This window comes from Ammoniphilus sp. YIM 78166 (assembly GCF_004522215.1).
Classification (GTDB): domain Bacteria; phylum Bacillota; class Bacilli; order Aneurinibacillales; family RAOX-1; genus YIM-78166.
In genome coordinates this window covers 1-25,058 of record NZ_SDLR01000005.1, presented here as the reverse complement: position 1 = coordinate 25,058, position 25,058 = coordinate 1, and the positions used below count along the sequence as shown (strand labels likewise).

24 protein-coding genes are annotated in these 25,058 nt (G+C 44.3%); 19 read left to right on the top strand and 5 right to left on the bottom strand.

What is annotated here, in order from left to right:
* The first annotated feature begins 28 nt into the window (after positions 1-28).
* From EIZ58_RS21295 to EIZ58_RS33660, 12 genes are all read left to right on the top strand, one after another.
* Positions 29-1,381 carry an MmgE/PrpD family protein gene (locus tag EIZ58_RS21295; RefSeq protein WP_167577862.1) on the top strand — a complete coding sequence of 451 codons (1,353 nt, stop codon included), beginning with the start codon at positions 29-31 and terminating at the stop codon, positions 1,379-1,381.
* A gap of 267 nt (positions 1,382-1,648) precedes the next feature.
* The gene (locus EIZ58_RS21290) at positions 1,649-2,413 is read left to right on the top strand and encodes a fumarylacetoacetate hydrolase family protein (RefSeq protein WP_134702965.1); all 765 of its coding nucleotides are present in this window, start codon (positions 1,649-1,651) and stop codon (positions 2,411-2,413) included.
* Between the two features lie 104 nt (positions 2,414-2,517).
* On the top strand, positions 2,518-3,438 hold the full coding sequence (locus EIZ58_RS21285; protein WP_134702964.1) for a hydroxymethylglutaryl-CoA lyase: 921 nt from the start codon (positions 2,518-2,520) through the stop codon (positions 3,436-3,438).
* A 25-nt stretch (positions 3,439-3,463) separates the two neighbouring features.
* On the top strand, positions 3,464-4,249 hold the full coding sequence (locus EIZ58_RS21280; protein ID WP_134702963.1) for an enoyl-CoA hydratase/isomerase family protein: 786 nt from the start codon (positions 3,464-3,466) through the stop codon (positions 4,247-4,249).
* A 30-nt stretch (positions 4,250-4,279) separates the two neighbouring features.
* Positions 4,280-5,437, top strand: a complete 1,158-nt coding sequence (locus tag EIZ58_RS21275; RefSeq protein ID WP_134702962.1) for an acyl-CoA dehydrogenase family protein — start codon at positions 4,280-4,282, stop codon at positions 5,435-5,437.
* A gap of 39 nt (positions 5,438-5,476) precedes the next feature.
* Complete coding sequence (locus EIZ58_RS21270; RefSeq protein WP_134702961.1) at positions 5,477-6,574, top strand: CaiB/BaiF CoA transferase family protein; 1,098 nt, start codon at positions 5,477-5,479, stop codon at positions 6,572-6,574.
* Positions 6,575-6,702: 128 nt separating this feature from the next.
* On the top strand, positions 6,703-8,772 hold the full coding sequence (locus EIZ58_RS21265) for a (Fe-S)-binding protein (RefSeq protein ID WP_134702960.1): 2,070 nt from the start codon (positions 6,703-6,705) through the stop codon (positions 8,770-8,772).
* 29 nt (positions 8,773-8,801) lie between these two features.
* On the top strand, positions 8,802-9,569 hold the full coding sequence (locus EIZ58_RS21260; RefSeq protein ID WP_134702959.1) for an electron transfer flavoprotein subunit beta/FixA family protein: 768 nt from the start codon (positions 8,802-8,804) through the stop codon (positions 9,567-9,569).
* A gap of 29 nt (positions 9,570-9,598) precedes the next feature.
* Positions 9,599-10,573, top strand: coding sequence for an electron transfer flavoprotein subunit alpha/FixB family protein (locus EIZ58_RS21255; protein WP_134702958.1), 975 nt, complete (start codon positions 9,599-9,601; stop codon positions 10,571-10,573).
* A gap of 64 nt (positions 10,574-10,637) precedes the next feature.
* On the top strand, positions 10,638-10,778 hold the full coding sequence (locus tag EIZ58_RS33665; RefSeq protein WP_167577861.1) for a hypothetical protein: 141 nt from the start codon (positions 10,638-10,640) through the stop codon (positions 10,776-10,778).
* A gap of 35 nt (positions 10,779-10,813) precedes the next feature.
* Positions 10,814-11,302 carry a PaaI family thioesterase gene (locus EIZ58_RS21250; protein WP_134702957.1) on the top strand — a complete coding sequence of 163 codons (489 nt, stop codon included), beginning with the start codon at positions 10,814-10,816 and terminating at the stop codon, positions 11,300-11,302.
* A 408-nt stretch (positions 11,303-11,710) separates the two neighbouring features.
* Positions 11,711-11,875 (top strand): hypothetical protein, encoded by a 165-nt coding sequence (locus tag EIZ58_RS33660; RefSeq protein ID WP_167577860.1) that lies wholly within the window; start codon positions 11,711-11,713, stop codon positions 11,873-11,875.
* Between the two features lie 11 nt (positions 11,876-11,886).
* On the opposite strand, the gene EIZ58_RS21245 is transcribed toward EIZ58_RS33660, so the two are convergent.
* Together EIZ58_RS21245 and EIZ58_RS21240 are read right to left on the bottom strand one after the other, a co-directional pair.
* On the bottom strand, positions 11,887-12,675 hold the full coding sequence (locus EIZ58_RS21245) for a glycosyltransferase family 2 protein (RefSeq protein WP_167577859.1): 789 nt from the start codon (positions 12,673-12,675) through the stop codon (positions 11,887-11,889).
* Positions 12,676-12,957, bottom strand: a complete 282-nt coding sequence (locus EIZ58_RS21240) for a glycosyltransferase family 2 protein (RefSeq protein ID WP_167577858.1) — start codon at positions 12,955-12,957, stop codon at positions 12,676-12,678.
* Positions 12,958-13,344: 387 nt separating this feature from the next.
* Between EIZ58_RS21240 and EIZ58_RS21235 the strand changes: the two genes are divergently transcribed.
* Both EIZ58_RS21235 and EIZ58_RS34180 read left to right on the top strand, forming a co-directional pair.
* On the top strand, positions 13,345-13,905 hold the full coding sequence (locus EIZ58_RS21235) for a reverse transcriptase domain-containing protein (protein WP_370297772.1): 561 nt from the start codon (positions 13,345-13,347) through the stop codon (positions 13,903-13,905).
* Positions 13,881-14,153 (top strand): hypothetical protein, encoded by a 273-nt coding sequence (locus tag EIZ58_RS34180; protein WP_205672292.1) that lies wholly within the window; start codon positions 13,881-13,883, stop codon positions 14,151-14,153. Before EIZ58_RS21235 ends, EIZ58_RS34180 begins: the two co-directional genes overlap by 25 nt.
* A 357-nt stretch (positions 14,154-14,510) precedes the next feature.
* Here the strand turns inward: EIZ58_RS34180 and EIZ58_RS21225 are convergent, their stop codons facing one another.
* Complete coding sequence (locus EIZ58_RS21225) at positions 14,511-15,956, bottom strand: IS4 family transposase (protein WP_134702954.1); 1,446 nt, start codon at positions 15,954-15,956, stop codon at positions 14,511-14,513.
* 489 nt (positions 15,957-16,445) lie between these two features.
* On the opposite strand from EIZ58_RS21225, the gene EIZ58_RS21220 reads away from it, so the two are divergent.
* From EIZ58_RS21220 to EIZ58_RS35195, 5 genes are all read left to right on the top strand, one after another.
* Positions 16,446-17,624 (top strand): HlyD family secretion protein, encoded by a 1,179-nt coding sequence (locus tag EIZ58_RS21220; RefSeq protein ID WP_134702953.1) that lies wholly within the window; start codon positions 16,446-16,448, stop codon positions 17,622-17,624.
* Positions 17,621-18,373 (top strand): ABC transporter ATP-binding protein, encoded by a 753-nt coding sequence (locus EIZ58_RS21215; RefSeq protein WP_134702952.1) that lies wholly within the window; start codon positions 17,621-17,623, stop codon positions 18,371-18,373. The genes EIZ58_RS21220 and EIZ58_RS21215 overlap by 4 nt, the downstream gene beginning before the upstream one ends.
* Positions 18,370-19,530, top strand: a complete 1,161-nt coding sequence (locus tag EIZ58_RS21210; protein WP_240689294.1) for an ABC transporter permease — start codon at positions 18,370-18,372, stop codon at positions 19,528-19,530. Before EIZ58_RS21215 ends, EIZ58_RS21210 begins: the two co-directional genes overlap by 4 nt.
* 16 nt (positions 19,531-19,546) lie before the next feature.
* A complete protein-coding gene (locus EIZ58_RS21205; protein WP_134702951.1) occupies positions 19,547-20,212 on the top strand; it encodes a TetR/AcrR family transcriptional regulator in 666 nt (221 codons plus the stop codon).
* Between the two features lie 236 nt (positions 20,213-20,448).
* Positions 20,449-20,694, top strand: coding sequence for an HTH domain-containing protein (locus tag EIZ58_RS35195; protein WP_370297796.1), 246 nt, complete (start codon positions 20,449-20,451; stop codon positions 20,692-20,694).
* Between the two features lie 1,097 nt (positions 20,695-21,791).
* Here the strand turns inward: EIZ58_RS35195 and EIZ58_RS21190 are convergent.
* Positions 21,792-22,481, bottom strand: a complete 690-nt coding sequence (locus tag EIZ58_RS21190; RefSeq protein WP_134702949.1) for a BsuPI-related putative proteinase inhibitor — start codon at positions 22,479-22,481, stop codon at positions 21,792-21,794.
* A 724-nt stretch (positions 22,482-23,205) separates the two neighbouring features.
* On the bottom strand, positions 23,206-24,312 hold the full coding sequence (locus EIZ58_RS21185; protein ID WP_134702948.1) for a stalk domain-containing protein: 1,107 nt from the start codon (positions 24,310-24,312) through the stop codon (positions 23,206-23,208).
* Between the last annotated feature and the right edge of the window lie 746 nt (positions 24,313-25,058).

The following is a 25,058-nucleotide window of genomic DNA, read 5'->3' as shown; positions in this document are numbered from 1 at the left end:
TTTAAAATCCATTAAAGGAGTGATGAAAGTGACGTTAGCTTGGGATGTGGCGAAGTTTGCGATTCAAGATGCAGTGGGATGGATCAGTGAGCAGCACAATGAGCGTGCAATTGAGCATATATTGGATACTCTTGGCTCGGCACTAGCAGGGAATATAGATCCTGTGGCTTCGATATTACTCAACTATACAGCAGACGTAGAGGAGAGGGGATCCTATACGATTCTTGGGAATTCCACTTCTACTACATTATTAAATGCTGCCTTTGTCAATGGTGTTCTATGCCATGCTCTGGATTATGACGACTCCTCTTGGCGCTTAATAGGGCACCCCAGTGCGGTAGTTCTTCCAGCGGTACTTGCTGCTGCGGAAAAAATGGATGTTAGTGGACCTGAACTTCTGAGGGCATATCTAATTGGAACGGAAGTTTCGTGCAAAATCGGAGTGGCAGCCGAGCCTGAACTTTATCAATCAGGATGGCATGCTACAAGTGTTATCGGTGTCATCGGTGCGACAGCAGGAGTAGGTTATCTGTTGGGATTGAATATCGACCAAATGACGCATGCTTTAGGAATTGCTGCCTCCTCGGCTAGCGGCTTGCGACAAAATTTTGGCTCGATGACTAAACCGTTCCATGCCGGAATAGCGGCTAGAAATGGAGCGAACGCCGCCTTCCTAGCAAAACATGGCTTTACCTCTAATAAGGAAGCGTTGGATGGAAGAATAGGTTTTTTCACTACCTTTTCTAATAAAAAAGCCTTTATGGATGAGCGCCTTGGAGAGCACTTTGACATTCTATTGCCAGGATTTTTTATTAAACCCTATCCGTCTTGCGCAGCGACTCATACCGCGATTGATAACATGCTATCCCTTCTGAGGGCACATGCATTTCAAGCGAACCAAGTCGAGAGTATTTATGCTGGATGCGGTCCTGTTGGTCCGGTTATGCTCGTTCATAATCGCCCCAAAACGGGAGCTGAAGGAAAGTTCAGCATGCCATTTGTTCTCGCGGCGGCTATTGTGGATGGTGAAGTGGGATTGGATACCTTTACAGAAGAAAAAATTCACCATCCCGTCATACAAGATCTCATGAATAAGGTTGAGTTTCGAATAGATGAGCAATTTGAATCTAGCAGCATGGAAGAAGCCCCCTCTCTTATTAAGGTAAGAATGAAGGACGGTCGGGTTTTGGAGAAGAAAAGAGAGTTAGCCAAAGGCAGTCCGGAATACCCCTTAAGCCGTGAGGAATTAATCGGAAAGTACCGGAATTGTGCTTCTCGAGTTCTCAGCCAGGAGCGTGTTGAACGAAGCCTAGAAAAGATCCTATCGTTGGATCGTTTGCAGAATATCTCATCACTGATGAGAGAGTTGAAGAAGGGATAAGTGAGGGGGCATGAAGCCTCCTCTTTTTTGTTCATTTTTTAAACTACTTCTGGACTATTATGAGTTTGTTTAAATATTAAACATCCATTGTTCAAAAAGTATACAAAATCTTATGGAGCAATGTGAAACTTAATTGGCATTAAAATTGCAATATCATAATGGTAATTAAGGAAAGTCATTTACATAAAGCTATCCTTTCGCAAGGTTATCAGGGAAAGCTGCTCTTATAACCGCAAAACCAAATGAAAAGAAAAGGGGAATTGGAAAATGATCGTTAGGTTTGAGTATCAAGGCCATGTTCATCACGGGCTACTGGAAGAAGGTCAAATCACAGGAATTGAGGGTGATATTTTTAATGAATATTATGCTACTCAAACTAGGATTCCTTTGTCCGAGGTTAAGCTATTGGCTCCCGTTCAACCTTCGAAAATTGTTTGTGTGGGGTTAAATTATATCGATCATGCAAGAGAAGTGAATTTGGAAATCCCGAAGGCACCATTGTTCTTCCTGAAGCCATCCACAACGGTAGTCGGACCTGAGGATCGCGTTGTATATCCGACACAGAGTCAACGTGTCGATTATGAAGCGGAATTAGGGATTGTGATCAAGAAAAAAACCTATCAAGTTAGTGAACAGGAGGCATCAGATTATATTCTAGGCTACACATGCGCCAATGATGTCACGGCTAGAGACATCCAGTTTGCAGACGGTCAATGGACAAGGGGAAAATCATTCGATACGTTTTGTCCGATCGGACCTGGCATTGTCCCCAATCTTGATCCTAGTAATCTAGAAATCAAGTTGATGTTAAACGGTGAGGTGAAACAGATCTCCCATACAAGCAATCTTATCTTTTCTGTTCCTTATCTTGTTCATTATATCAGTCAGGTCATGACTCTGCTGCCGGGTGACGTGATTATCACGGGTACTCCTGCAGGAATTGGACCTATGGATATCGGTGATGAGGTATGCGTTTATATCGAAGAAATTGGCGAACTGAAAAATTATATTGCTAGCACGGAGTCCAGATAAGGGCGAAAGTTTCTGCAAGAAACTCCACGAGAAATTTATTTCGAGATAGCCATGATAAATTCTACTTGTGAGAGCGGAAAAAAGAAAAAGGGTGGGGAAGTGTAATGCCTGAAAATCGAGTATGGATTACCGATGTTTGTCCTAGAGATGGGTTTCAAATAGAGCCCGAGTTCGTTTCAACCGAAATAAAAGTGAAAGTGATTGATGCTTTGTCAGCTGCTGGTTCAGCGGCAATTGAAGTCACTTCCTTTGTTCATCCGAAAGCCGTCCCACAAATGGCTGATGCCGAGGAAGTCATGTTGAACATTAAAAGAAATCCAGGCACAAGCTATGAGGTCCTTATACCCAATTTGCGAGGTGCCGAACGAGCATTGAGAACCAACCCTAACCAACTAAATTTAGTGGTCTCTGCAAGCGAGAGCCATAATCGATCCAATCTTCGCAGAGGAACCTTTGATACGTTAAATGATTTTGTAGAAGTACCTAAATTGGCCTCCAGTGCTGGAGTTCTGGTTCAGGGAGGTGTCGCTACGGCCTTTGGCTGTCCGTTTGAAGGAGAGGTTCCTGTATCTCGAGTACTTGACGTCATTCACAGGTATCTGGAAATGGGGGTCGATACGATTAAGCTGGCTGATACCACCGGGATGGCTAATCCCGAGCAGGTGCGGAACATGATTCGCGAGGTCAAAAATAGGTGGCCTGAACTGAGGATTCATTTGCATTTCCATAATACACGCGGGATGGGACTTGCCAATGTTTATGCTGCGTATTTAGAAGGAGTTCGTCATTTTGATGCTTCGTTGGGTGGGATTGGCGGTTGTCCCTTTGCCCCAGGAGCGTCTGGAAATATTTGCACAGAAGACACTGTGAATATGTTTCATGACATGAAGATCGTGACGGGAGTGGATCTCGACCAACTATTGGCTGCAAGCGGACGTTTGGAAAAGCAGCTTGGTCATTCGGTTCCGAGCCAAGTGCTAAAGGCGGGGAAAACGCTTGACTTACATTCTCAGCCACAATTTTAATAAATTTCGGAAAGTGAGGGATAGCATGAGGGGATTATTAGAGGAAAGATTGGATCAGGGGCGTATTGTTCTGCTGACATTAAATCGTCCAGAGGTCATGAACTCGATCAATACGGAGTTGGGCTACGAGCTAAGAGATACATTGGATCGCTTAAATGAAGATCCAACCGCCCGAGTCATTGTTTTTACCGGTTCAGGGGAGAGGTCCTTCTGCACGGGAGGGGATTTGAAGGAACGAAATGGTATGACGGATGAGCAATGGCTTAAACAACATCGGCTTTTTCAAGAAGTATTTCGTAAGATTCGTCAATCATCCAGGCCAGTTATTACAGCAGTGAATGGTTATGCTTTAGGCGGAGGATGCGAGCTTGCTTTTAGCGGAGATATCATTTATGCATCTAATTCCGCAAAGTTTGGTTTGCCGGAAGTGACCAGAGGCATTATCCCTGGGGTTGGAGGAACTCAGACCATCGGGAGATTTCTTCCCCGAGGAGTGGCCTTAGAGATGCTCCTTACAGGCAAGTCGATGACGGCAGAAGAGGCTTATAAATATGGCATGGTAAACAAACTCGTTGAGCCAGGCCATTTAATAGAAGAAACCATCAACACTGCACGCGTGATTGCCCAAAATTCTCCTTTAGCTGTCCGTATGGCAAAGAAAGCCTTTCGTCGGGGAATCGATCTTCCTTTGGAAGAAGGGGTTGAGTATGCACTTGAATGCTACAACCGTACAGTTTCACACTCCGATCGGCTTGAAGGTGTGCGCGCTTACAACGAGAAAAGATTGCCTAATTTCCAAGATATTAGCTAATCCAAACTATTATTTTTAGGAGGAGAACATATGAAAACAACAGAAAGTGAAATTCAGATCATTCGCGAAAGTATTCGCGCTTTATGTAGAAGGTTCCCTGATGCTTACTGGAGAGAGAAGGATGAAAAAAAGCTATATCCAGAAGAGTTTATTGATGAGTTAACCAAGGAAGGATGGTTAGCTGTACTGATTCCCGAGGAATATGGCGGTGCAGGACTAGGCATGTTGGAAGCAGGGATTATTTTGGAGGAAATCAACCGGTCTGGTTGCAATGCCGCTGCGGGCCATGCCCAGATGTATACGATGGGAGCGCTGCTTACTCACGGAAACAAAGAACAAAAGGATCGATGGCTTCCCAAAATTGCTTCAGGCGAAATTCGCTTACAAGCGTTTGGCATCACCGAACCGACAGCCGGATCTGACACGACTAGCATCACCACATTTGCCGAAAGAAAAGGTGATAAGTATATCCTGAAAGGTCAAAAAATTTGGACTTCTCGGGTTCAACATTCCGATTTAATGATGGTCTTAGCACGGACGACGCCTAAAGATAAGGTGGCAAAGAAGACGGATGGACTCAGCTTGTTTATTCTCGATCTGCGGGAAAATGTGGGAAGGGTCGATGTTCGCCCTATTGATACCATGATTAACCATGAAACCAATGAGGTCTTCTTTGAGGGAGCGGAGATCCCTGTTGAAAATCTGATTGGCGAAGAAGGAAAAGGGTTTAAGTATTTGCTTAGCGGAGTCAACGCTGAACGAATCCTGATCGCTTCAGAATGTATTGGTGACGGATTATATTTTGTGGATAAAGCTGTGAACTATGCGAATGAAAGAGTAGTCTTTGGGCGTCCAATTGGACAGAATCAAGGGGTTCAATTCCCGATCTCACAGGCCTACATGGATATTCAAGCTGCCATCTTAATGCGTAATCTGGCCGCAAATAAATTTGATGAAGGAGATACTCGTGGACCCGAAGCCAACATGGCGAAGTACCTTTGCTCGGAGGCATCCTGGAAGGCGGCTAACGTGGCGATGAATACGTATGGCGGATTTGGTTTTGCTACGGAATATAACATTGAACGAAAGTTCCGTGAAGCCCGTCTCCCGTTAGTGGCTCCGATCGCCAATAATTTGGTTGTCAGCTACGTGGGTCAGCACGTCTTAGGACTTCCTCGTTCCTATTAAGAGGTAAAATTCAAACCGGACAAAAGTATAGGAGGAAACATGTGGCCTTTAGAAGGAATTCGAGTCGTAGATCTTACCCAAAATGTGGCAGGCCCTTATGCGGGCATGATTCTTGCTGACTTCGGAGCATCGGTGACAAAGGTGGAGCCTCCAGGAGGGGATGCAACCCGTTCCTGGGGACCCCCCTTCTGGGAAAATGCAAGTCCTACCTTTTTAGCCATGAATCGAAATAAGTCGCAAAAATATATTGATATCAAAACACAAGAAGGAAAAAAGGAGCTAGATGAGCTGCTAACGGAAGCGGACGTGTTGTTAGTCAGCAGCAGACCGGGAGCAATGGAGCGTCTGGGACTGGATTACGAATGTCTAGCCGAGAAATATCCTCGTTTGATTTATGGGGAAGTGACGGCATTCGGCAACCATGGACCTAGACGAATGGAACCGGGCTATGATCCCCTCATGCAGGCAATGGGAGGCATCATGAGTGTAACGGGACATGAAGGGCAGGCACCGGTAAGAGTAGGGACATCCATCATCGACATGACCACAGGCATGTGGCTTGCCATTGGAGTATTTGGGGCTTTGCATTTACGTCAACAGACAGGAAAAGGACAGCGAATCACAAGTTCTTTGTATGAAACATCGATTGCCTGGATGTCCTATCATATTCCATCCTACTGGGGTACGGGAGAGTCTCCTCAGCGATGGGGATCAGGGCCGGCCATGATCATGCCGTATGAGGCGTTTCCGACGAAGGATAAGTGGCTCGTGATCGCGGCTGGAAACGATGGTCTATTCCAAAAGCTTTGTTCCGTCCTTGGTCATGATGAATGGATCACCGACCCGCGATTTATGAACAATGCAGAACGTGTGAGAAACCGAAACGAGCTAAGAAGCCTGATTTGTGAAATGACGCAGAAGGAGGATTCAGCTTACTGGATTTCTAAGCTTGGCGAAAGGGGAATTCCTTCTGCTCCTGTACTTAACGTCGAGGAAATGATGAAGGAGCCGCAATTGGAAGCGAGTGGCATTATCCAATCTATTTCCCATCCGCAAATTCCAGATTTCAAATCGGTAGCACTGCCTATTCGGATGAATGATGAGCGTCCGCCGTTGAGAATTCCCCCTCCACTGTAATTTTACTACCTTTCATAGAAGGTGAGGGGAGAGCTGGATGGATCTGTTTTCAGCTTCAGCTAATGCAGGAGCTGAAACAGTCTTTATGAGTTTATGCAAGAGAAATAAATGAAGGGGATGGAAAGAGAGTGTTAGGGTTCATTAACTTTTTAGCTTTTCTAGCTATTACTGGATATGCCGTCTACTTGTTTGTCCATCTAGTATACAGCAGATATTTGTTTGTGAAGCTGGGTAAGAAAGCGGCTTTTGAGCCCAGCCTCAAAGAACGGATCTATGCTGTGCTCGTGAATGGGTTGGGTCAGCGTAAATTGTTTAAAGACAAGAAAAGCGGTTATATGCATCTCATTTTGTTTTATGGCTTTTTTATCATCCAAATCGGACTTATTGAAATTACTATCAAGGGATTTATAAAAGGTTATGAATTCCCTTTCGGCGAAGCGCACAAATATTTCAGCTTCTTGCAAGAGTGGACGACGTTCCTTATGCTGTCCGCCGTGATTTATGGCTTTTACCGCCGTTATGGCGAGAAACTGAAGCGACTGCAGTGGAAGCGTGATGGCAAAGCCGCCTTTGTCTACATTGCGCTCGCCACCCTTACTCTATCGATTCTACTTCTGCTGGGCTTCGAAAAGGTAATGCTCGGTCACCACCCCGATTTCATCTATGCACCATTCTCAGGAGTCATTGCGTTCGCGTTCTCCGGCATCAGTACAACGGCAGGGACAGTATGGTTTTACGCATTTTGGTGGGTGCACATGCTGACGGTATTCTCCTTCATGGTATTTGTCCCGCAGTCGAAGCAGGCACATGAGCTATTCGCTATGTTCAATATCTTTTTTAAGAAAGTCGGACCTGTTGGCAAATTGAGAAAGATCGATTTCGATGATGAAGAAGCCGAGGAATACGGCGTAGGAAAAATAGAGAATTTTACCCAGATGCAATTGATCGATCTGTACGCCTGTGCGGAGTGCGGACGATGTACGAATATGTGTCCCGCATCAGGGACCGGTAAGACCTTATCTCCGATGGATCTCATCGTTAAAATGAGGGATCATTTGACGGATAAAGGAGCGGTTGTTACCTCCCGAAACCCTTGGGTACCAGGCTTTGCGTTTAAAAATACCAGGGCAAACCAATTGGCGATGCAGGCAGCTTCACAGGAGGTGGCAGCCGCTATTGCATTGCCAAGCCTAATTGGAGACGTGATTACCGAAGAAGAGATCTGGGCTTGTACGACTTGCCGCAACTGTGAGGATCAATGCCCTGTTGCCAATGAACATGTGGATAAGATCGTGGATATGCGCCGTTACTTGGTGTTAACCGAAGGGAACATGCCGCACGAGGCGACTCGCTACTTCCAAAATATTGAACGTCAAAGCAATCCCTGGGGCATCAATCGGAAGGAACGCATCAAGTGGCGCGAAGGCCGAGAAGATATTGTGGTGCCTACCGTCGATGAAGTGGAAGATTTTGAGTATCTGTTCTTTGTTGGTTCCATGGGATCTTTTGATAATCGCAGTCAAAAAATCTCCCAATCCTTTGCTAAGATCTTGAATCTAGCGGGTGTTAAGTTTGCGATCTTAGGAAACGAAGAGCGTAATTCAGGAGATACGGCTCGCCGTATGGGCAATGAATTTTTATTCCAGCAGTTATGTCAAGAAAATATAGCTAGTTTCCAGGCTTATAATGTAAAAAAAATCGTGACCATCTGTCCACATACCTACAACACCTTTAAGCATGAATATCCGGAATTTGGTTTACATGCAGAAGTGTATCACCATACCGAACTCATCTTCAAGCTGATCCAGGAAGGCCGCATCAAGCCTACCTATGAAGTGCAAGAAGCTATTGCCTATCATGATTCCTGCTATATTGGCCGCTATAACAACATTTACGATATTCCACGTCAGATATTACAATTCATTCCGGGTGTCAACGTGTTGGAAATGGAGAGAAACAAGCAGGATGCGATGTGTTGCGGAGCTGGTGGAGGGAATATGTGGATGGAAGAAACCCAAGGAAAGCGAGTCAATATAGAAAGAACAGAACAGGCCCTTCGTCTGGGTCCAACGACAATCGGAAGCAACTGTCCGTATTGCTTGACAATGCTAAGTGATGGAACAAAGGCGAAGGAAGTGGAGAATCAAGTTAAAACGTTGGATATTGCGGAAATTGTAGAGAGATCCCTTGTATCCTAATGAAGATAGCAAATAGGAGGAGGTTTAATATGAATATATTAGTCCTATTGAAACAGACCTTTGATACGGAAGAGAAGATTGTCATTCAAAATGGGAAAATCAGTGAGGATGGCGTGAACTTTATTATTAATCCTTATGATGAGTATGCGGTCGAAGAAGCTGTGAAGATCAAAGAGGAACTGGGAGCCGAAGTCACGGTCTTGACAGCAGGGCCTTCCCGAGCGGAAAGTGCTCTGCGGACCGCCCTTGCCATGGGTGTGGATAAAGGGATATTAATTGAACTTGAGGAAAGCGGGGCGGATGAGTACACGGTTGCAAAAATGATTACTGCAGCGATCGAAGGAAAAGAGTTTGACTTGATTCTAGGGGGGAACATGGCTGTTGACTCCGGAGCAGGTCAGGTAGCCATTCGTGTAGCCGAGGAGCTTGGCATCCCTCATTTATCGGCTATTACTAAGCTTTTACTAGAAGGCACGAAGGCAACCGTTGAACGAGATGTTGAAGGCGATGCTGAGTTGGTGGAGGTGAACCTGCCATTTTTAGCAACGACCCAGCAAGGGTTAAACGAACCTCGGTACCCTTCCTTACCTGGAATCATGAAGGCTAAGAAAAAAACTTTGGAACGTTTGAGTATGGATGATTTAAATTTATCACCTGATGATTTAAAGGGAAAAACGGAGGTGAGGGATCAATATCTTCCATCGAAGAAAGAGGCTGGAAAGATATTGAATGGAGAACTAGCCGAACAGGTAACGGAATTAATTCAATTATTACGCAGTGAAGCGAAGGTTGTCTAAGTTATTTTTGAATAAGGGAGATGAGAAAGGTGACGAAAAGGGTTCTTGTACTGGCAGAGTTTAAGGAAGGCAAGTTAAGGAATGTAACGTTTGAGGCATTGACAGTAGCTCAACAGTTGGCAGATGGGGGAGAAGTGACAGCGGCATTATTAGGGTCGAGCGAGGCCGCCTTCACTAAAGAACTCAGCAAGTATGGGGCAAGCAAAATCTATACCGTTGACCATGAGGCTCTTAGCGTTTATTCAGCAGATGCTTATACCCAAGCCCTTTGCCAGCTTATTGAGGAAGTTCAGGCCGATGTCATTTTAATGGGTCACACCGCCATCGGCAAGGATGCCGCAACGAGAGTGGCTGCTAGATTGGGACAGGGCCTCATTTCTGATTGCATAGCCGTAAATCTGGAAGATGATGAGCTGATTTTTACTCGTCCGATTTATTCTGGGAAGGCTTTTCAAAATAAAACAATTAGTGACGGAAAAGTCTTTGCTACCTTGCGTCCGAACAACTTTGAAATGATAGAAAAACCGGTTCAGGCTGAAGTTATATCTATTCAACCCGTGATTCAAGACATAAGGACGGTGATTAAGGAGATCGTTAAAAAAACAGCAGCCGGAGTTGATCTTAGTGAAGCCAAAATCATTGTCTCTGGCGGCCGCGGAGTAAAAAGCGAAAATGGATTTAAGCCTCTATATGAATTAGCGGAAATATTGGGTGCAGCTGTCGGATCCTCACGCGGAGCGTGTGATGCTGGATATTGTGATTATTCGCTGCAGATTGGCCAAACCGGTAAAGTTGTCACTCCTGATCTATATATAGCTTGTGGGATTTCGGGAGCCATTCAGCATTTGGCTGGAATGTCGAATTCCAAAATCATTGTGGCCATTAATAAAGATCCTGAAGCTCCGATCTTTCAAGTGGCGGACTATGGGATTGTAGGGGATTTATTTGAGGTCGTTCCTTTGTTGACTGCTGAATTTAAAGAGCTCCTTTTGGTTCAGCAGTAGAATACATGAGACAGCCTATATAATCAGTTAATAAGAAGGATTGCTAAATAGGATGTATTACATTATGTACAATCTAACAGAAGAGATCATTCATAACGATATTGATCAGGTGGCCCATTTTCTTCTACAAGGGTGGAGGTTAAATGGTTACACAGATCATGATCAATTAGCTTACTCTCTTTTGTATGAGTGCAAGTATTATTAAACTTATTAAACGTGGCGAAGGATGTAGAAAAGAACATGAGAAATCTTAAAAGAGAAAGGATCATTGAAAATATTATTCAGCAATTGCAAGATCTAGAGCAAGATCAGTTAGAAACCGTGCAGCAGGCTATCCTTTCTATAAGTCCACAGAACCCCTCAAGACTTCATAGCTTAGGAAAACTCTTAGGTTTTTCATGGAACGAAGACAAGGAAGAAATGATCATGGAGTTAGGGCCTTTTAATGCAAATATTTATGGAGTTGCTCAAGGGGGAGCTTTGTATACCTTTGCTGATGTGGCCATTGGTTTCAAAATACTAAATCAACTAAAAGAAAAACAGAAGGTATTCACCTTAGAAATGAAAATGAATTTTATTAAGAAGGGTTCGGGAAGCAAGTTAATTGCCCAGACGGAAATCCTTCATTGGGGGAGAAAAACGATTATAGGGCAATGCCGGATTTTCGATGAATCGAAAGATATCATAGCCCAATCCTTAGGAACATTTTATCTTGAAGAAGAAAAGTGAGGCTAACGGAAGGAGGGAAAGTGATAACTTTCGTGCCAGGCCTCTGGGGTCTTTCATCATTATTAATTCCATCCACTTTTCTAGTTATTGCTGTCAAATGATAAAAAGTAAGGCCTCCCTTGAGTCTGATGCCAGGAGGTCTTACTTTAGTAGGTTTGAGCCGATCCACGAATGGGAATCTGATATATGCTGTAATTCTTAGCTGCCTTTACCCGGATTCTTTCCGATTTCATGGCAGAGGCTCTTCTACTCACTTCGGGGGATACCCCCTCAGGTAGGGGTCTGACCCCTTTTACAAGGTAAAGTGCGGAGCGCTTTGCCGTCGGCGTTCAGTTACCCAACCGAGCTAACCGGAAATGAAGAGCTTGCAAAATGATAGCTTCGGCATTATGAAAGAGGGACCTGCAAATGGCAGGTCCCTCTTTGTTGTGTGGTGGAAGCTCTACTCGTTCCCATCAGTCTTGCATTATCAGCATCGCGGCACCCGAGGTATTGCTGCCCATCCTTCGGCTTATCGGATTAGAAGCAAAAAAAGGAAATGTTCCTTACAACGGGAGGCGTAAACACCCATAACGGATCAACATCTATCCATCTACGTGATTTTTCATTTCTTTTAATGAATAAAATGTTCCTCTCCAAATAATGCCTCCTCTAATGTAGGTTAAGATACAGGATCGGACAACGACAAAAAGAAATAGTAGAACAGATATCGGCATGAACAATAAATCCCAATCCAGCCCATAGGATAGCTTATTCATATAAATGTAAAATAAAAAATAAGCAATCAATACAGAGAGCAAGGTTAACCCAAAAATCCAACCGGTCGTGAGAAATAGAGCAACGAAAGGGTAAAAATATAAGGTTAGAAACGCAAGGATAAAAACGACGAGAATGAAACTGGAAAATTCCAGAGCGGCAAAGATATTCTTTTCGAATCCCTTTATGGCAGCTCTAAAATTAGGATACCATTCGACAGAAATTAACTCTTTACCGACCGCGAACCTCTGCTTTTGTCTTGTTTCTTTAATTCGTTTCCCCAAATGCACATCATCAACTGGATGCATCGGCATAGCTTCATGGGTCCCAATTTTCTCATAGGCTTTTCGGGAAAGGAGGTTAAATGCCCCAATACCCATCCCATCTTTATGGTGAAGGTCGTTATTGGGTTTCCATGGTGGCTTATAAAAAAATGCTCCGAACAAAGAAAATCGAAGAAACAGCTTTATCCAAATCCCTTTAATAATAAAGTGTGGGAGAAGAGTCAAGTGATCAACCTGCTGATTCTGAATAAATGATATAGCTGAACGAATACTGTACGGATGGAAATCAATGTCCGCATCAGTAAATAATAGGTATTCACCATCGGATATCAACTACCCTTGATACAATGCATGATTCTTTCCCATCCATCCAATAGGGAGAGAGCAGACATGAATTGCTTTTATCCGTGGATCACCAGTGAATCCATTAATCATTTCTTGGGTGTGATCTACCGATCGGTCATTCACTAGGATGATTTCTAGATTGGAATAATGTTGTTTTAATAGAGAGTAAATGGTTTTCTGAATATGATCTCCTTCATCTTTAGCAGCAATGATGACCGAAACAAGCGGTTCATGACCAACCTTTTCTTTTTGAATGTCAACTCTAGGCATTCTGGGCAAATGGTAGATATGATATCCAAGGCTTAGAATCCAAAAACACATAATTAACACAGTAAGTATAGAAAGAAACATCGCGTGCCTCCCGTCTTAAAAACTACATCCAAAAATCGATGGAAAATGTACTGTGATCCTCTTCAGCTCCTTGTTTATTTACTATATAGGTTTAATGCATTTTATTCAAAGACAAACATTGGACGCTTCTTTAAAGAGTAAGAAAATATATAAAAAAAGACTGGGAATTTCCAAAAAAGGGAAAAAGGGAATTTATTGATCATGAGGATATTCGTTCACTACGAGTGGCGGACCCCAACATTTTGTGTCTCATCACGCGTTTTCACAAGGCGGGCGTCATAGAGAACGGAGAATACTCTACGACCAATGAAGGGACTCCGCAAGGTGGACCTGTGGTTTGAGAAAGCCGTACGCAAAAGCTGCAAGGGAAAAGCATACATGGTGAGATACGCGGATGACTTTGTCTGCTGTTTTCAATATGAAGAGGACGTTAAAGCTTTCTACCAGGCGCTACTTACAAGACTTCGAAAATTTAACCTCGAAATAGCGGAGGAAAAGACGAAGATCATTTGCATACGCCAGGAAAGGGACAAGAACGATCCTCCAAATACGGACTCATTCGACTTTCTGCTCGCTTTGGGGATACCCCCTCTTCCCCGGGGTCGAAGCCCTTGGCACGTTACACAATGTTATGACACGGCAACTCGGGAGATCCTATGCGCTCTTCACACAGAGGGAGTATGGCTACCCAAGCGATACAAAGCAAGGATGCCAAACGGTGGTAGGAAGTCGGATCATCGCATAGTACCCATGAAGTGGGGTAATGCCCATGGAGGGAAGGCGTATGACGCATTATCGATCTTGTTAAGGAAACATTTCACACACGCAGAGGTGTATCACAAATGCAAACGAAATTGGCAAGAATAGCAGAAGTCGCTAGAGCGAAATCGAACGAAGTGTTTACCGCGCTCGCGCATTTTATTAATGAAGAAATGCTCAAACAATGTCACCGCGAAATGGCAAGAAAGAAAGCGGCTGGGGTAGATCAGATGACCAAGGAGGAATACGAAGCCAACCTCGAAGGAAATATAGCTGACTTGCTCACAAGGATGAAGAAGCAAGCGTACTACAAACCATTACCAGTACGTCGTGCCTATATTCCTAAGGCAGGATAAGATGAGACCGCTCGGTATTCCAGCTTACGAAGATAAGCTAGTCCAGAGTGCACTTAGTAAAATTCTGGAGGCTATCTACGAACAGGATTTTCTACCGTGGTCATTCGGTTTTCGACCTCATCGAAGTGTCCATGATGCTCTGAAGATCCTTGAACACATCTTGGATAGACAACCCATCCACTATGCCCGCTTCGGTGATACCCCCTCAGGTAAGGGACTGACCCCATATCCATCAAGTTATCATTAAACAATTTTTCAATTCTGTCAGGATGTCATCTTCTTCACATAATTTTAGGTTCAATGTATAATTTTGAGCATACCCAAACAAGCCTTAGGTAGGCTTGTTTTTTTCTGTTACTACGCAGCGATTTTGGACTCTTTATGTCTATGCTCATATACTATACCCAATATGTCAAAAACCGTTTTCTTCGTATAACGATGGGATTTTCGAGCATTCTTTTCAATCATTGAGGAGATCTTAAGCAAGACATCCTTGATTTTTTCGGTTCCCTCACTTCTTAGAGCACTATCTATTAAGTTAAAGTACTGCTTCATGATGTCCATCGACTTTAATTCACTGATCTCTAGTTTCTTTCTGCGAAGTAGCATTTCCCTCATTTTATATATGAGAGAAGAACTCAGTAGAATCGCTAGAAGGGTTCCATAGAGGTGACATAGAAATCGTTCCTCTTTCAACGGTTTTGCTTTATGAATATGAAAGATGGATTTCCATGTTTTAAACACGATCTCAATTTGCCAACGTAAGGAGTATAGATCATAGATCTCTTCCTTAGGTACTACATCTTGAGGAATATTCGTGATAAAAGCATGCAGAGCGTCTAACTGTTTGGTCTCATCGGAATAAGATTTTGTTTTCGTACGCTCTTTTTTGGATCGCATGAGCTGGCGCTTCTTTAGCTGTTCATCCGTTAATTTATAGAGAATGAGCCTGGCCTCCAACTTCTTTTCACGGCCAATTAAGGCTTCCGGAATTTCTTTTACTTCTCCCGGTTTCATGGAATCCATCATTTGTTTCAAATTAATGGGATTATACAAGGAAGATTTTTTGACTCGTCCATCTAATAAATATTGAACTTCTCCCGAGTTTCGGGTGAAGACGTAAGTCTTAGGCTTGATTCGGCTAATAAAGTAAGCTCCAAGTTGATCCATTTGGATGAAATCGTCAATTTTAAAATAACCAAGATCACGTAAACAAAGGTCATTTTTTTCAACTCTTTTTGCTTGTAAGGTACCTAACTCACAGTCTGAAGTTTTTCCGCTTTCAACATCAACGAGTAAATACTCACCACTGATCAGATCGTACTCCAACTGAATTTTCATTCCTGCTTTGTCCGGGGTACAGTTTGTTGCAGGATAAGAGGAAGCATAATAAGCTGGAAGCCCAAAAGCAGTGGCGTCTAAGATTCGAATGCGAGAAAAATAATGGTAGGGCTTACTCAGAGAAATAGCTGACGAAAGTTTATTTTTGCATAATGTTGCAAAAAGGGTTCGAATAAAATTGACCAATGCATTGGTAAATCGTTGATTAAGTCCTTCTGTACTTAGGGAGACATCGAAGTGAGCATCGAGTACACTACATAAATTTGTCAATGATTTAGAAGACGCCTCATCACCTAGGTAAACACATAATGAAATGAGATCTTCTGCTTTTATCTTTCGCTTTCGTTTAATTACTCCAAGATTTCTTGCTAAATGCTCTAATTGAGTAGGGGAAAATTGACGATACAACTCTGTAGCCAACAGTCTCAATTCTTCATTAATAGAAATTGGAATAGGTTTCATAGTAGACCCTTCCTTTCATAGAAAAATAGTTTCCCTATAAAAAGAATAGCCCATTTTTTAGACTTTGAGATTACTTATTCCTTAACTTGATGGATATGGACTGACCCCAATCATAAGGTAAAGCACGAAAGTGCCTTGCCGATAGCGATTACTTTCAAAATGTGCCATCATTATTACTCTTGCATGGCGCTGGCAATATAAATAGACAATAAAAATTCCGCTCTGCTAAGGTCGGCAAGAGGGAAGGTTTTCCGGGCAACTTGTGGAATTAATGGGCATAACTGATCAATCTGAGTCGGATATCCAGTAGCGAATTACAGAAATCCAACATCAATTCCGTGCAGTAGTCGATCAAGAGTTCTATGTGTAAACCTCCTCCTAGTAAGGTTTATTTTTTTTCACTTATTGTTCGGTTTACGTGCTAGGCAATCCTGCATATAATGTAAGTGAGTAATCACTCATTTTTGAGGACTGGGAGGGAAGAGATGGATGGCGCGGTGGAAACCATGGGCTCTTATTATATGTGTTATCGGTTTAGTAGGCTGCAGTTCAAGCGAAACGGACCTGTATTCAGGTACGATCGAAGGAGTCGAGGTGCCGGTTCTAACTGAGATTGGGGGTTCCCTTGACAAAATCGAAGTCGAAGAGGGGCAAAGAGTGAAGAAAGGGGATGTTCTTGCTGCATTGGATCCACGGCTACTGGAGCAGCAGGTTCGTGAAGCAGAGGCTCATTTGCTGTCTGCCCAGGCCCAACTGGAAGGCGCGAAAGCAGGGACACGATCCCGGGAGCTGTCGAAAGCTGCTTCCCAGATCGAGCAAGTGGAAGCGCAAATTCGTCACCTACAGACCCAACAGGATAGGTTTCAGGCAGCCATCGTGCAGCGGGAAGCCATGCTTGCCCAAGTGCAGGCGCAGTGGAAGGGCGCTGTATCGACATTAAGATATCAGGAAAAGAGACTGAAGGATGTTGAAACGCTAGCCGAACAAGGGGCAGAAGCGCAAGAACGTGTGGAGTTGCAGCGCGAAGCCGTACACCAGGCTTCTATAGCGGTAGAAAGCCTACAATCCCAGGTGGATGCCCATCAAGCCCAATTAGCCATTGCGAACAAGGAAAAGGAGGCGTTGGGACCGCAAATCCAATCGGTGAATGCCCAATTGAAGGCGGCGGATGCCCAGTTCGGCCTTTTGCAGGAAGGGGTTACAGTCCATACCCTCAAACAGCTCGAAGCGCAAAAGGCCATGGCAGAAGCCAAGCTTGAGCAAGCCAGGCTGCAGAGGGAAAAAGCCGTAGTGGTTTCACCAGTAAATGGGGTGATAGCTAGGCGAAATGTTTCTGTAGGGGAGATTGTCAAACCGTCCTATCAGCTGTTTACCTTATTCGAGCGAGATCGGCTTCAACTAACCGTGTACGTACCCGAGAACAAGCTGAATCTCGTTCAGGTTGGGCAAATTGCGGAGGTAGCCGTTGATGCTTACCCTAATCAGTTATTTAAAGGAAGAGTGAAACACATTGCGGAGAACGCCGAATTTACCCCGAAAAATGTGCAAACCGCGGAAGAGCGGACCAAAATGGTATTTGCGGTTACGCTGGTCATGGAAGAGGGGCTCGATAAACTAAAGCCAGGCATGCCGGCAGATGTGAGCTGGAACAGGGGGAAGAAGCCATGACGAAGCGGGAGCTTGCGATTGAGTGCAGGGATTTATCAAAAAAGTTCGGAGACCATATGGCTGTTGATCAAATTAGCCTCTCGATCCCGAAAGGGGCTATCTATGGATTTCTTGGACCCAACGGATCAGGCAAGTCAACAACGATCCGGATGATCTGCGGGCTCATGACCCCTACATCAGGCCAAGGCAGGGTGCTCGACTATGACATTGTCAAAGATACGGAGATCATTAAGCACCAAATTGGCTATATGTCGCAAAGATTTAGTCTTTATGAAGATCTTACCGTTCGAGAAAATCTAGACTTTTACGCGGGGATTTATGGCCTCGGAGGGCAATTAGCTGAAGATCGAAAACAGGAGCTCATTAGAATGGCAGGGCTTGAAGGAAGGGAAAACCAGCTTGCCTCCTCCTTGTCTGGAGGCTGGAAGCAGAGATTAGCCTTGTCCTGTGCGTTGCTCCATGAACCGGATATCCTGATTTTAGATGAACCGACGGCTGGCGTTGACCCGGTTTCTCGCAGAATTTTCTGGAGCGTTATTCGCACCCTTGCTGTTAAAGGGATTAGTATTCTAGTCAGCACTCATTATATGGACGAAGCCGAGACCTGCGACCGGATTGGCTTTATCTTTTTTGGCAAGCTGCTCGTCGAGGGGACACCTCAGGATTTAAAGGAGAAGTATGGGCTTTCGAGTTTAGAAGAGGTATTTGTCTATTTGGTTCAGCAAGAAGAGAGGAGTCAATCGCGATGAAAACGGAGCGTAGGTTTCAAACCGGGTTCAGCTTCTTGCGCATGACCGCTATCATGCGCAAGGAAATCGTTCAGATTCGCCGGGATCCACCTTCCCTCGCAATAGCCCTGGTGATGCCGATCATGATGCTTTTTCTGTTCGGATATGCGGTCAATACTGATGTTGACCACTTGCCCATGGCAGTGTGGGATCAAGATCGAAGTCAGCACAGCCGTGAGATCATTCAGCATTTTGTAAATACCGAGTTCTATGATTTTGTCTATCAAGCGGAGGGTTATCGGGAGTTGCAAGCCTTAATGGATGAAGGCAAGATTAAAGTGGCTTTGATCATTCCCTCAGCCTATGCAACAAGTCTAGATATGGGAAAAGAAGTAAAGCTGCAGCTGCTGGTGGATGGGGCAGATCCGAATGCAGCTCGCACAGCCTTGTCCAACGCTCAGCTGATTGTTCAGCATCAGTCCACCTCCATTCAAATGCAAAAACTTGAAAAGCAGGGGATGGGAGCCATGGAACGTCCGCTTTCTCTTGAACCGAGAGTTTTATATAATCCCAATATGGAGAGCTTGGTTTTTAATATTCCTGCTTTGATCGGTCTTATTATGCAAAACGTGACCGCAATCCTTACGGCCTTCTCCCTCGTGCGGGAAAAGGAACGAGGCACGATGGAACAGTTGGCTGTGACGCCGATCCGGCCGACGGAGCTCATTCTCGGCAAGCTCCTGCCTTATGTGGGAATTGGCCTGTTCTCCTTTAGTATTGTTCTTCTCACTGGGATTGCCTGGTTTGGTGTCCCAGTTAAAGGGAGCATCCCGTTGCTCATCCTGTTAAGCGGCTTGTTTCTCATTACTACTTTGGCCATCGGCATGCTCATTTCAACCGTTGCCAAGACGCAGCTGCAAGCTATGCAATTGGCTTTCGCTATTATTCTTCCTAGTGTCCTGCTGTCCGGTTTTATGTTTCCGCGTGATACCATGCCAACCATCATCCAATGGATGGGTGGAGCCATTCCATTAACTTATTTCTTGGAAATCTTGCGCGGGATCTTTCTGAAGGGAGTCGGGCTGGAGCAGCTGTGGCAGGAAACGATGATCCTATCCGTGTTTACGGTGTTTATCTGTACCTTGGCGGTTGTGAAATTTAGGAAAACAATGGATTAAGCTGGAGGAGTTTCTTATGAAAGAAGAAGACTATTTTGATGATATTATGCAAAAATTCCTGGATGAGCTAAAAGACGAAGACAAATTGACGGATAAACAGCGGAGGATTATGGAAGCCTCGATTAAGCTGTTTTCCGAAAAAGGGTTTCACGCCGCATCCACCAGTGAAATAGCGAAAGAAGCGGGTGTTGCGGAGGGGACGATCTTCCGTCATTTCAAAACCAAAAAGGATATTCTCATTAGTCTTGTCGCGCCCTTGGTCACACGATTTGCTGCGCCGCTGATTTTAAGAGATGTTAAGAAAATCATGGAGAGCGGTCTGCCTATGGATCAGCTGCTCAAGTGGCTGTACCAAAATCGACTCTCCCTCCTCGAGAAAAATTGGGAAAGAATACGACTCATCCTACAGGAAATCCAATTTCAACCTGAACTCAGGGAAATCATCGTGGATAATCTCATTCGTGTCGTCCGCGATTGGGCAGAGGTATTTATCGCCCAAAAAATCAGGGAAGGCGAACTGCGGCAGCTCCCCCCTTTAGCCATCACTCGGTCCATGGTATCCATGATAATCGGCTATGTATTTTTTAAATATATCCTCTTCCCGGAAGAGGGGATGCAGCTTGACGACGAGAAGGAGATTGAAACCATGGTCGATATATTGCTGAACGGGATTTTAGCTTAGCAATTCAAGCCATGGCGACAAAGCCTGGGTTTAATGATCGCCAACGGCAAAGTGCTCCGCACTTTACCTTGCCCGCTTCGGGGTATACCCCCTCAGGTAGGGGTCTGACCCCAGTCGAAAGTAGTCGAATGGGCTTGGTCTAGACTCTATTCTCCCCACGACCTGCCACCCGCAGGTCTTTTTCTTTTCCACACAAAAAAGGTTCCCTAACTCTCCCTCTAGAATCTTTCTATTATCTGGTAATAGAAAGGAGTACCTCCCTTATCAGAAAAACTCATCCGCCTTCTAAGAATCATTTCTCTTATACAATCCAACCCCGCGGCATCCTAGCTAGGGAACTGGCTGAACGCTGCGAGACAACGGAAAGGACAATCTATCGTGATCTCGAGAACTTAAGTGGGTCATTTATTCCTGTCACGAACCTAGGACATAGTAAAGGCTATGAATACACGGGGAATTTTTCAATGTATCCCATCGCTTAGAACGATCAAGAAGCGTTGGCTTTTTCACTGCTACCTTCCATTTTGAACACAGCCCACTCTCTTGTTCCGCCAGGCTTTGATACGACTTATGAGAAGGTGATGGCTACCCACCAAAAGGAAAAGCGGAGAAGTCTGGATATCCTGCCGGGCTAGGGGTAGCATGGGCGGAAGGCTCCGGGTTTGAAAAGACTATTGATTTTGCTCAGAGGGTAGCAACTCTAGCGGTAACGATACGCGGTGCACAGCCCCCCTTACCGTTACGAAGCCAAATAAACGTTTAACTCAGTGAATGGCTTCATACGGAGACTCATCACAAAGTGGGATTACAGCGGCGCTGAAAAGTCGTGGGTGAAACTTCTTCCATTCCTGGAACGTATATACAAGAGGTATCATTAATANTATTAGATGTCGACAAAAATACCGAGCTGGTAACGACGATGTATGCATTTGTAGAAAGGTTTGAAAAAGGGGTCAAACAAGAGCAAGAACTGGATATGGGGATGGAAATTAGAAAAAAAAGTCAGTTGCTGTTTGCTTATGATTGGAAAGAGCAAGAAGATGAAAAAGAGCATTGGCTTCGCATGAGGGCATCCGTAATCGATGGAGGGAGTATCGGTGCCACCGAAAAAGACGTCATTTTCAAGGGCCCTCGTGGAGGGAGTGTCACCCATCAGCTCAGTATGTCTAAACCAATAAAGCTTAATCAACCGCTCACGGTCATGGCCGTTTTAGAGGACAACGAACAGGGTATCATCTTTCGAGAACAGCTCGTCACTCAGTATGACGAAACGGGTGAGCTTCCTTCAGAATTTCTTGAGTATGACCGAGTCATCCTCTTCCGGGTGAAGTTGATGGAGGGCAGGTCCTAGACCACGATACAAGCCCGCCATTTCAATGGGAGGAAGACAGTCGCAATTAAACAAAACGAATGAAACGAGGAGCTTTCTGTTGTTCGTCTACAGCAAAGTGCTCACTTCGGGGATACCCCCTTAGGTAGGGGACTGACCCCTCTTACAAGGTAAAGCGCGGAGCGCTTTGCCGTTGGCGAACATGGATAGGGTTTCTATTTAAAGCCAGAGGACGAACCCCAATCCTAACTACTTCAAGGTGAAGCGGTAGGTTTGTTTCGCTTGCTCTTCGTTTGAAGTGATCCAAAATTCCAGGGTGTATTCACCCTTAGGTAAGACCTCAGTCTTGTCCGTTAGGATCCATTCTTCCCCTTGCTTTAAGGTCTCCTCTCCTAATGCCTGTATGAAAAGTTTGTCTGCCGCGTAGATTTTCACCACGTCACCCTTAGCATTTCGAATGTTATAGTCAAATCGCTGTCCGCTAGCAAAAGTTAGAGTTATTTCTTGTTCGGTTTGATTTTTGACAACAAATTTGAAATCAATACTTCCATCTTTATTTGCTACATGTGAAATCTTGGATTCTAATGAGCCAGCGACAATACCCGTTGGAGGCTGCTTATCATTTTTAAAGTTGATTACGCGGTTGTACCCATCCCAATCCACTTGATAACCAAAAGACTCCGCTGCTAAGCGAACAGGAACATAGGTCGTACCTTCATAAATCATCGTGGTTGGAACGTGCTTCTTCCCATTAAAATATTGTCCTGATTTTTCATCAATCCCATGACCTTCGAGTAGCTTCCCGTTTACATTCAGACGAATGGGATCCAAGCTAACTTGAATCGAGCTTAATGAAGAAGCCGCAAGAACCGCTCCCGTTGTTCCTAGAACACCAATAACCATCCCCAAGGCAACTAATTTCATAGCTGTTTTCTTCATAGTAACCACCTTTTCATTGTTCTTATTTACTCTGACGTGAAGAGAAAAGGAAAGGTTGCAAGTACGAGGATGCTAAAGGTGGACTCTATTGATGGGATATGGTGCTGCTTTAAGAAGGCTAGGATCTTTTACTCCCTCTTGCAAGGTATAGCGCCGAGTGCTTTACTGTTGGAAATCTACTGCTACCAACCTTCCCGCTTATATAAATCCACCCGCCTGTTAGTAAGGTAATCGAGCACACCTTTTGATCGTTCAATATCCTCAAGGTTCAGTTCAATTACAGAAGTTACTTCATTGTTGCCTGCTTTTGAACGTCAAGGGCAAAGTGCTGTGCACTTTACCTGGGTGAGGGACTGTCCCTCAGTTGAGTGAAGCACGAAAGTGCTTTGCGATAAGTTTACATGGCGTCATAAATAGCTGAGGAAAAAGAAATAAATTACCTTAATTACAATAAAAGGAACAAGGCCAACTCTTATTCGAGTTAGGCCTTTTTAGTCATTAATCTCAAAGTCCAATTGGAAAAATTCATTAGGTGTATTTTATTGTGTAGCTAATCTTTGGGGGAACTATTCATTATCAGCTTATTTGCAAGACTAGTGGGCTAAGGGGCTTGTCTCATTAGGAGAAAAAAGCGATTTTCACTCGATTTTGAAGCTATTTCGGGGTTAAGAGAATAGACTTTTTGTCTCCAAGGCGATGCGTAGTTTCCGCTTCCATTTTTCTATCAACGCAGTGATCTCCTATATCCTGCTTCAACAGCTTCCTTTTCTGTACAAAACATTTCTTCAGCTTCAGTTCTTTCGTAATATTGCCCCTCAGGAACGTGGTATATTTTTTCCCCAGTTGAGCTAAGATTACCTTTTATTTTTGGATCCGGACAATTCGGGGATACCACTAGCCCACTATCTGGTGATGGCTGTTGGCTATCATCTTCAGTTGGTGGCGGTGGAGTATTTGTAACACCCCATAGACCGCGTTTGGCATTCTTTGCATCCGCCTGAAGGTGAGTAAAAAGGTCAACCCAGCGTACATTAGGAGGGAAAGTTGCTATTTGGGCATATCCTTGTGCTACCAGTTCAGCATTAAAAAAAGTACCGTTAGTTAAGGATACATATCCAAGTAAGCGGTCATACCGATCTCGCTCTCCGACATCAAATTCAATCAGCACTTGTTTACCCTCTAGTTGGGCTTTTGTAAAATTAGAAGCCTCCTTTCCGTATGCCTCTACCCCCTTGTCAGGGTGAACGGTCTCCGGAGTATCTATACCAATCAGCCGGATTTTTTCAGTTTTCCCCTTCCAATTTACCTCCAATGTATCTCCGTCAACGACTCGAGTAACGGTAAGCATTTGCTTGGCTACCGAACTAATCGTTATGACCCTGCTTAAGCCATTCCAACCTACCGTGGATCCCATAGCTTCACTTACAAAACGTAAAGGGACCAATGTTCTGCCATTAATAATCACCGCAGGTTCATCCAACATAATCGCTTGATTATTCTTAAAGGCTGTTTTCTGACCAATTGTTAATCGGATTGCTGTACTCCCCTTAGCAGCTGTAACTGTTCGGGTTTGTCCATTCCAATCGACTGTGGCCCCAAGCGATTCAAATATAGCACGCAATGGAACTAAGGTACGGCCATTAACAATAGTGGGTGCGACTTCAAAAGTAAGTCTTTTTCCATCTAAATATACTGATATTTGGGACGCTTGCGATAGAATGTTTACCTTATTGTCCCTATTCTCCGACAAAGGGTTTAATAACTGGCCACAGCTTGTTTGAATAATAACCAAGAATACCAACAAGAAGATCCAATATACTCTCTTTTTCATGTTGTTCCCTTCTTTCTTGTTCTATAGGGTTAGTATCACCCAAGAAAGGCAATCATGATCCCAGTTACCTACAAATGCCATAAGGATGAGTACATAAGCAAGGCAGAAAAATGAAATATTTTTACCTATTCTAAAGTTAGACTCTACCGATTTACTCACAGCTGATCTCGTTTACGGAAACCCAGAGTGGGCAGAACAAATTGCCGAACGAATGGAGGGTTCCGGACCTTTGTCGGGCATTATTAATGTAGGGATCTCGCAGGTGTGAGCCATGGGGGTGGCAAAGCACTTCCTGCTTTACCTTATTAATGGGGACTGTCCGTGTGTCCGAGCAAGGGCGTGTCATATAGGGGGTGCGAATCCCACCCAGAAAGGTTGAGCCGATCACTGGTAGTTAGTCTTGGAGCCTGGACGGTAACGTCTAGGTTTAAGCGTAGGTAAACAGGTAGTGGGCCGTAAGCCAGAGAGCTGAATGGAGATAGAGCCCTGAAATTCCTAATCGGGAAGGCTGATGTGTTGTACTGTACAGAAAGCAACATCATGTTCGACGATATAGGCTAGACGAACATGGCTTCCCCGTGCTTGCTTCGGGGATACCCCCTCAGGTAGGGACTGTCCCTCATTCCGTTAAAACGTAAAGCACTAAAGTGAAGCCCTCTCAAAGCGACATAATCCAATAATACACAAATAAACCTATCCATCATTACAAGAGGGCACTGAAAAACTTGCGTTTTTAGAAATATAAG